This window comes from Lysobacter enzymogenes (assembly GCF_017168095.1).
GTDB lineage: Bacteria > Pseudomonadota > Gammaproteobacteria > Xanthomonadales > Xanthomonadaceae > Lysobacter > Lysobacter enzymogenes_D.
Genome location: NZ_LXSD01000387.1, coordinates 1 through 8,681, shown reverse-complemented (window position 1 = coordinate 8,681; position 8,681 = coordinate 1). Strand labels below are relative to the sequence as shown.

The window sequence follows — 8,681 nt, the reverse complement described above, 5'->3', positions numbered from 1 at the left end:
GACGATAGGTGGCTTTCGCGTCGAACTGGTTTCGCTACGCCTCTACAAGCCGTCATCCCCGCGCAGGCGGGGATCCAGAGGCTTCAGCGTCATGTCGCGATGAAGCCCTGGATCCCCGCCTTCGCGGGGATGACGTTCTGACAGAGGAACGCGGCTTGAGAGCGCACGCGGCGTTGCGCAGGCGACGCTGCCCGGTCGATGCGCGATGAGCGACTCATGCGGACTGAACTGGCGAGGCACCGAAAACGCACGAGCCCGCCGGCCCGATGCTCTTCGATCGGACCCGGCCGCAGTCATCGCGGCCGGAGCGAAAAGCATCGGGCCGGCAGGCCCGTTCGATACGCAGCCACCGCCTGGCGAGCGACGCCGCGGATTCGATCCCGCAGTTCGGCGAGCGAATCCGACGAACGAACTCGCTCGTCGATCGCCCCGCACGATTGGCGTGCGTCGCACCGGCAAGCCCACCCGCTGCGACGCCGCCACCACCGATACCTACACCGACACCGACGCCAGCGCCGAAGCCCGACGGGCTCCGGTATCGGCCATCCGCACTCAGAACCCGCGGCCGCCCTGGTTCTGCGCCTGCTGCGGATCCTGTCCGCCGCCGCCGTTGGCGGCGTGGTGCGCGGCGAGCTTGCTGCTGGTCTCGATGCTCTGCTGGGTGCCCTTCTCCACGTCCAGCGCGACCATGCGCCGGTCCGGCGAGTTCGGGTCGCCCTGCACCGCGAACAGGCGGCTGCCGTCCTTGCTCGGGATCAGGTGGTCGACCTGGCTCAGGCCGCCTTCGCGCACCGCCGGCACCAGCGCCGCGGCGAGATTCTTCTGCTGCTGCTCGCCGAGCTTGTTCGGCAGGTCCACGCCCTTGAGCTTGTCGAGCAGGTCGCGGTACTGGCCGTTGAGCGCGTTGGCGCCGCTGGTGAGGATGCCGGCCACGCGCAGGCCTTCCTCGACCGCGCCGCCGAGCTTGTTGCCGTTGCGGTTGGCCGCTTCCTGCTGCGCGGCCGGCAGCAGGTAGGTGCCGCGCTCGCGCTCGCCGTCGCGGTCCTTGACGTAGCGCTTGACGTCCTTGAGCTCCAGGTCGAGGAACTCCTTGGACGAACTCTTGGCCGCCTGCGCCAGCAGCATCGCCTGCTGCTCGGTGAGCTGGCCGCCGCGGCCGGTGGCGAGCGCGTCCACCAGCGATTCGGGCTGCACCTTCTGCTTGAGGAAGCTCAGGAAACGCTCGCGCGTCTCCGGGTTCTCGCCCATGCCGTCCATGATCCGGGTGGCGGTGGCCAGCGCGTTGCGGCCGTCGGTGGGCATGCCGGCGATCTGCCGCATCACCCCGGTGATGGCCTGCTTGGGCTCCAGGCCTTCGGCGAACGGGAAGCGCTCGCGGAATTCGTCCCACTGCGGCTTGAGGATGGCTTCGCGAACGTGCTTGATGAGCTGGTAGGCACCGGCCGCGAACGCGACCACGGCGATGCCGACCGGGGCGACGCCGATCAGGCCGGCGACCAGGCCGGAGTTGCCCGCGCCCATCAGCAAGGCGGTGCTGCCGATGTTGCCGGCGAGCTTGAAGCCGCCGCTGAGCAGGTCGAACGCGGAGTTGACCCGGTCGTCGGCGGTCAGCGCCTTGCCGGTGACCGGGTCGCGGCCGTTGAACACGCGGCCGGCGTGCTGGCTGAGCTCGCGCGCGTCGGTGGTGATGCCCTTGACCGCGGTGTAGCGCTCCAGCAGCCGCGCCGCCTCGCGCTCGTGGCCGCTGCGGGTGGCGAACTCCAGCACCGCGCTCAGCGCGACCGCGTCGAGCGGCTTGCCGGCCTGTTGCGCGGTGGTGCCGGCCTTGATCGCCGCGTCCAGCGCTTCCAGGGTTTCCAGCACGTCGGATTTGCCGGCGGCGCCGGCCAGGCCCTTGAGCTTCTTGAGCGGCGCGTCCTCGCTGCCCGGCGCGTGCGGGTCGTGCCGGGCCGCCCACTCCTTGGCGAAGGCGGCCAGTTCTTCCTGGGCCGCGGCCGGCACTTGCAGCGAATAGCCCTGGAACGGCGGGCTCGGACGGCCGTCGGCGCGGCTTTCGCCGGGCTGCAGCTTCCATTCGAACTCGACGCCGGCGAACGCGCCGGTGGGCACGGTCGCGGCGGCGACGGTGGCGTCGAGGGTGTCCTCGTCCACCACCATGCCGTTGCGTTGCAGGGCGTCGGCGACGAAGGCGCGCATGACCGTCTCGCGCGCCCACTGGCCGTCGGCGGGCAGCAGGGCGGTGTAGGCGGTCGGCAGGCCGGGCGGGATGCCCTGGCCGGCGTAACGGCGCAAGGCGGCGGCGGGATCCCCGGCCGGGGCGACGCCGGCGGGGGGAAGTGAATCGACTGCGGCATTCATAGGCACTGGCTCCATGTCGGTGCTATTTGCTTCACGAGTCGCCGAGCCCGACTAGGGATGAGGAGCTCCGGGATGGCGGGCGAACCCGCATCATGCCCGCGAAGCTGAACGACGGCAATTCGTCGGCGTACGGGAAGCGCGGAATCTGGCCGCAAGTTTGCCCGTTCAGCGTTACCGCCCGTCGGTTGCCGGCCGCCCGTCGTCCCCGGCGAATCCCGGGGGACGGCGCCGGCTGGCGCGCTCAGTGCGCAAGCGATGGCGCGGCCGCCTTCGCGGCGGCGTGCAGCAGCGGCGGGTTGTCGTATGCCGGATTGCACGCGCTCAGCGCCAGCACGAGCAGACACAGCGCCAATGCCTTCATGGCCTTCATGACCAACCTCCTTGTATTCCACGATGGGTGTGCGTTCCTGCACGACAGCGGTGACGCGAGCGGCTGTCGCCCGCTATTTTCCTTTACCTCCATCGCACAGCCCGCGACGCTTCGAGGCATCTTTTCGATGCCGTGACCGCAAGGCGCGAATCGCTTCGCGGCCGAGACGCGAGCGCTTGCGGCAACGGGTTTTCGCACGCGATCCGAGCGCGGCGACGCAGCGCGCGGATGCCGATCCGAACCGATCGCTTTGCGGCCGGCCGCATTGAAATCCGTCCAGGCGGCAACCATTGCAAACATCCGGCGTCATCCTGGCCCACGACGGTGCGTTGCGATCGTGGAGTCCGGCCGCGCGCCGCTTCGCCGGCGCGGCGCGCCATAATCCCCTGGGTCGGACGTTGAGGAGGTGCCCATGCACGGTGGCGGTCTAGAGCTTGCGTTGTTGTTCCTGCTGGCCGCGGTGATCGCGGTGCCGGTGTTCCGCAAGTTCGGGCTGGGCGCGGTGCTGGGCTATCTGGCCGCGGGCGTGGTGCTGGGGCCGTACGGGGTCAAGGTGATCGCCGATGCCGAGCCGGTGCTGGCCGCGTCGGAAATCGGCGTGGTGATGATGCTGTTCGTGATCGGCCTGGAGCTGTCGCCCTCGCGCCTGCGGGTGATGCGCAAGCCGGTGTTCGGCGCCGGCGGGCTGCAGGTGATCCTCAGCGGCATCGCCCTGGGCGCGCTGGCGATGTTCGGCGGCGGCCTGGGCTGGAAGGCGGCGACCGTGGTCGGCCTCGGCCTGGCCCTGTCCTCGACCGCGGTGTGCCTGCAACTGCTGTCCGAGCGCAAGGGCCTGTCCGCCGACTACGGCAAGCTGGCGTTCGCGATCCTGCTGTTCCAGGACCTGGCCGCGATCCCGCTGCTGGCGGCGATCCCGCTGCTCGGCAAGGCCGCCGGCGTGGAGGGCCTGAACTGGATTTCGGTGGCCAAGGCGGTCGGCGCGATCGCCGCGGTGGTGTTCGGCGGCCGGGTGCTGCTGCGCCAGGTGTTCCGGGTGGTGGCGCGCACGCAGATGCCGGAGGTGTTCACCGGCGCGGCGCTGCTGACGGTGCTGGGCTCGGCCTGGATCCTGCAGACCGCGGGCCTGTCGGCCGGCCTGGGCGCGTTCCTGGCCGGCGTGCTGCTGGCCGATTCGGAATTCCGCCACGAGCTGGAATCGCAGATCGAGCCGTTCAAGGGCCTGCTGCTGGGCCTGTTCTTCATGGCCGTGGGCATGAGCATCGACCTGCAGCGGGTGATGAACGAGCCGCTGACCATCGGCGCGATCGTGCTGACCCTGCTGACGGTGAAGTTCGCGCTGCTGTTCGCGGTCGGCATCAGCGCCGGCGGGCTGGACAAGCGCGGCGCGTTCCAGCTGTCCACGGTGATGGCGCTGGGCGGCGAGTTCGCCTTCGTGGTGTTCAACGAAGCGTTCAAGGCGCGCTTGCTCGACGATCCGACCCGCGACCGCCTGATCGCCGCGGTCGGCGTGTCGATGGCGCTGACGCCGCTGCTGATGATCGCCGCGCAGCGCCTGCTCGACTCGGCGCCGGCGGCCAAGCCCAAGCGGCCGTACGACGAGATCGTCGACGACCACCATCCGCAGGTGCTGCTGGCCGGCATGGGCCGGTTCGGCCAGATCGTCGCGCGCCTGCTGGTCGCGCACCGCACGCCGTTCATTGCGATCGAGAACAGCGCCGAGCAGGTCGACTTCATGCGCCGCTTCGGCAACATGGTCTATTACGGCGACCCGGCGCGGCCGGAGCTGCTGCGCTCGGCCGGCGCGGCGCAGGTCAAGGTGTTCGTGATCGCCATCGACGACCGCGACGCCTGCATCCGCACCGTGCGCACGGTGCGCCGGCTGTACCCGAAGGCCAAGGTGTTCGCCCGCGCGCGCGACCGCCGCCATTCCTGGGAACTGATGGACCTGGGCGCCGAGCCGATGCGCGAGACCTTCCATTCCAGCCTCAGGCTCGGCGAGGACGTGCTGGTCGAACTCGGCGTGGAGCCGGCGACCGCGCGCGACCACGTCGAGCGGTTCCGCGAACTCGACGAGCGCATGCTCAACGCCCAGTACCTGGTGCACGACGACGAAGACGCGCTGATGCAGACCGCGCGCGACGCGCGCAAGGAACTCGAAGAGCTGTTCGAAGCCGACCGCGGCGAAGGCGTGCTCGGCGGGATGGTGGACAAGCAGGCGACGACGGTGGCGTCGGACAACACCACGCGGCATTGAGGCGCGGCCGCTGTCGAGGCGGCGGACGCTGCGCGCGCGGCGATCGCGGCGGTTCCCGGGGTGGCGCCGTTAGCGCGGTGTCGCGGTCGCGGCTTGCGCCGCTCCTACAGGCAGCGGCCGTGGTTTCGATTCCGACTGTAGGAGCGACGCGAGTCGCGACCGCGGGCTTCCAGCTCGCGCCGCAACTGCGGTGTCGCGGTCGCGGCTTGCGCCGCTCCTACAGGCAGCGGCCGCGGTTCCGATTCAAGCTGTAGGAGCGACGCGAGTCGCGACCGCGAGGCTTCACGCTCGCGACGTAACTGCGGTGTCGTGGTCGCGGCTTGCGCCGCTCCTATAGGCAGCGGCCGCGGTTTCGATTCAAGCTGTAGGAGCGACGCGAGTCGCGACCGCGGGGCTTCATGCTCGCGGCGCGACCCGCATGTGCCTCAGTTCCCCGGTCCGCCGCGCAGGAAGCGCGCCATCGACACGCCGCCCGGGTTGCCGCCGGCCGGCGCCGCGGGCGCGAATTCGGCGGCGATGTCGACGAAGCCGCGCATCACCGCGATCTCGCGCGGGGTGCGGTTGAGCGCGTCGCGCTGGTCGGGGTTGGCGCCGTGGCGCAGCAGGCGCTGGACCACCCGCAGCAGGCCGTGCAGCGAGGCCAGGTGCAGCGGGCCGAAGCCGCGCGGGTCCTGCACGTCGAGCGAGGCCTCGTGGTCGAGCAGCAGTTCCAGGCCGGCGATCAGCACGTCTTCGTCGGCGGCGGTGCCCGGTTCGGCGCGCGCGCCCAGCAGCAGCAGCAGCGGGGTCGCGCCGGCGGCGGACTGGTCGGCGTCGACGCCGGCCAGCAGCAGGGTGTCGAACAGCGCGACCAGGCGGCTGCGCTCGCGCGCGGTGAAGCCGTACATCGCCGCGCAGTGCAGGGCCATGCGGCCTTGCGCGTCGCGCGCCTGGACGTCGGCGCCGGCGGCGAGCAGGCGCGCGGCCAGGTCGGTCAGGCCGAGCGCGCAGGCCACCATCAGCACGGTCAGCTCGCCCGGCAGGCGCTGTTCCAGCGAGGCGCCGGCGGCGACCAGGCGGTCGACGATCTCGCCGTGGCGCATGCTCACCGCGGCCGACAGCGGGGTGGCGCCGGAATTGGCGGCGCGCTGCGGATCGGCGCCGCGCGCCAGCAGCAGGTCGACCACGGCGCGGTGGCCGCCGCCGGCGGCGCGCAGCAGCGCGGTGCAGCCCTGGCTGTCGAGCGCGTCGACCGACAGGCCCAGGTCGAGCAGGCGGCGCACCGCGTCGGCGTCGCCGACGATGGCCGCGGCCGGCACGTCGGCGGCCAGCAGCGGGCGCTTGGGCAGCGGCCAGCCGCGCCAGTCCAGCCAGTCGGCGAGGTCGCGCCGGCCCGAGGCCAGGGCCACGCCGAGCGGGGTCTGGCCGTCGGCGGCGAGCAGATCGGGCGCCGCGCCGTGGGCGACCAGGCGCTTGAGCATGTTCTCGCGGCCCAGCGCCGCGGCCAGGTGCAGCGCGCTCATGCCGTGGCTGTCGCGGGCGTTGAGGTCGACGCCGGACGCGAGCAGGCGCTCGAGCAGGCGCGCCCAGCCCATCCGCACCGCGATCGCCAGCGGCGGGTCGCCGGCCGGGGTGCGCGCGAACACGTCGGCGCCGCGTTCGATCAGGTCCAGGGCGAACTGTTCCAGCCCGCGCGCGGCCTGTTCGCCGGCCGAGCAGGTCGCCAGGAACCGGCCCAGGCCGCCGCGGCCGGCCGGCGACACGCCGTGGCGCAGCAGCGCGTGCAGCGCCGGCAGCGAGCCGGGCGCGCGGTCGAGCAAGGCGAACAGCACGGTGTCGCCGGCGGCGTTGCGCACGTTGGCGTCGGCGCCCTGCCCCAGCAGCCAGTCGATGCGCTCGGCGCTCGGCGCCTGGCCGTCCTCTTCGTGCAGTTGCGCGCCCAGCTCGGCCGGGCTCAGCAGCTTGGCCAGCCCGGTCAGTTCGCTGGAGCGGCCTTCGCGCAGGCCGTCGCGCAGCAGCGCGGCGGGCATGCGGTCGACGATGACCCGCTCGCCTTCCGGCGCGTCGGCGTCGCCCTCGCCGCTGACCGCGGCCGGCAGCGGATAGGCGCGGTCGAGCGCGGCCACCAGCGACCAGCGCCCGGCTTCGGCGGCGCGGTCGACGGCGCGCTTGCCCTGGCGGTCGCGCAGTTCCGGATCCAGGCCCAGTTCGAGCAGGCGCAGCACCAGCGGCGGCGAGGCGGTCTCGGCCTGGCAGGCCAGGATCAGCGCGCTGGCGCCGTCGGCGTCGAGCGCCTTGGCCTGTTCCACGCCGCCTTGCGGCAGATGTTCGAGCAAGCGTTCGAGCACCCCGGGGCGGCCGCCGCGCGCGGCTTCCAGCACCGGCGTGCGCTGCTGGCTGTCGATCGCCGCGGCGTCGGCGCCGGCGGCGAGCAGGGTGGTGACGATGTCGAGATGACCGGCGAACGCGGCGGTATGCAGGGCGCTGCGGCGCTGGCCATCGCGCGCGTCGATGCGCGCCTTGTGCTTGAGCAGCAGTTGCACGCCGGCCGGGTCGTCCTCGTCGCCGCCGGCCGCGGCCAGCAGCGCCGGCGAACCGCCGGCGTGCTCGGTCTTGGCGCCGCGTTCGAGCAGGAACTTGGCCAGCCGCCAGTTGCCGCTGGCGCAGGCCACGCCGAGCGGGCTCAGGCCGTCGTGGTTCAGCGTTTCCAGTTCGGCCTGGGCGTCGCGCAGCAGCGCGGCCACGCCGGGGTCGGAGCTGCGCGCGGCATGGTGCAGCGGGGTGTTGCCTTCGTGGTCGGCCAGGCGCGGATCGGCGCCGTTGGCGAGCAGGGTCATGACCGCGTCGGGGCGGCCGTGCCAGCTGTCGCGGGTGGCGGCCAGCAACGGGGTCATGCCGGCGTGGGCGAGGTTGAGGTCGGCGCCGCGCGCGATCAGGGCGCGCAGCAGGCGCAGGTCCGGCAGCACCGCGGCCAGCACCGACAGGCTGCGGCGGTCGCGCTCGTCGTCGGCCGGCGGCGCGGCGTTGACGTCGGCGCCCAGCTCGATCAGCTCCAGCGCGCGCTCGACCTTGCCGGCGCGCGCGGCGGCGTACAGCGCCTGGGTCAGTTCGGCGTCGCTGAGTTCGGCGGCGTCGCCGTCTAGCAGTTCGTCGGCGGCGTGGACGGTGTCGAGTTCGGGATCGAACTCCAGCCCCGGCAGCGGATCGGCCGGGCGGATCGACTGCAGCAGCAGGTGCAGCGCCGGCGAGGCCAGGGCGAAGGCGACCGCGAGGGTCCAGCGCGCGCCGCTGGACAGCAGGTCCGGCCAGGCCAGCAATACGGCGACGGCGACCAGGCCGGCGACGATGCCGGCCACGCCGAGGCCGCGCCAGGCGCCCAGGTCCAGATCGGCCAGCCGCGCCCATTGCGGCGGCAGCGCCGCGCCGTCGCGCTCGGTGCCGGTCCACAGCGGCCACAACCGCCACAGGCCCAGCAGCAGCAGGCCGGCGACCACGCTGAGCCCCAGCGCCGCCAGCAGCGAGCCCGATTGCAGCAGCGCGCTCAGCGGCCACGCCGCCAGCGCCGCGGTCGCGGCGGTGGCGCCGCCCCACAGCGCCGACAGGTTCAGCAGTTCGGGTTTCCAGTCCGGCCGCTCGTCGCGCCGGCGCCACAAGCGCGCGGCCAGGGCGAACGCCGGCTGCGCCAGCGCGCCGCCGAGCAGCGCGACGACCGCCCCCGCC

Annotated in this window: 4 protein-coding genes; 1 reads left to right on the top strand and 3 read right to left on the bottom strand. The window is 72.9% G+C overall.

The genetic code is table 11. The features are described 5' to 3' along the window. Window positions 1-552 precede the first annotated feature (552 nt). Window positions 553-2,358 carry an XVIPCD domain-containing protein gene (locus A7A76_RS15790; protein ID WP_206412081.1) on the bottom strand — a complete coding sequence of 602 codons (1,806 nt, stop codon included), beginning with the start codon at window positions 2,356-2,358 and terminating at the stop codon, window positions 553-555. Between the two features lie 241 nt (window positions 2,359-2,599). Further along, window positions 2,600-2,728 (bottom strand): hypothetical protein, encoded by a 129-nt coding sequence (locus tag A7A76_RS25915; protein WP_277425842.1) that lies wholly within the window; start codon window positions 2,726-2,728, stop codon window positions 2,600-2,602. Between the two features lie 412 nt (window positions 2,729-3,140). Here A7A76_RS25915 and A7A76_RS15785 point away from each other — a divergent pair, with 412 nt between their 5' ends. Next, on the top strand, window positions 3,141-4,982 hold the full coding sequence (locus A7A76_RS15785) for a monovalent cation:proton antiporter-2 (CPA2) family protein (protein WP_206412080.1): 1,842 nt from the start codon (window positions 3,141-3,143) through the stop codon (window positions 4,980-4,982). Window positions 4,983-5,407: 425 nt separating this feature from the next. Here A7A76_RS15785 and A7A76_RS15780 read toward each other — a convergent pair. After that, a partial coding sequence (locus tag A7A76_RS15780; RefSeq protein WP_428995169.1) for an ankyrin repeat domain-containing protein occupies window positions 5,408-8,681 on the bottom strand: 3,274 nt, incomplete at its 5' end.

Coding starts and splice junctions, on each gene's coding strand:
- A7A76_RS15790 (WP_206412081.1), bottom strand. CDS start 2,358: ATGAATGCCGCAGTCGATTCACTTCCCCCCGCCGGCGTCGCCCCGGCC.
- A7A76_RS25915 (WP_277425842.1), bottom strand. CDS start 2,728: ATGAAGGCCATGAAGGCATTGGCGCTGTGTCTGCTCGTGCTGGCGCTG.
- A7A76_RS15785 (WP_206412080.1), top strand. CDS start 3,141: ATGCACGGTGGCGGTCTAGAGCTTGCGTTGTTGTTCCTGCTGGCCGCG.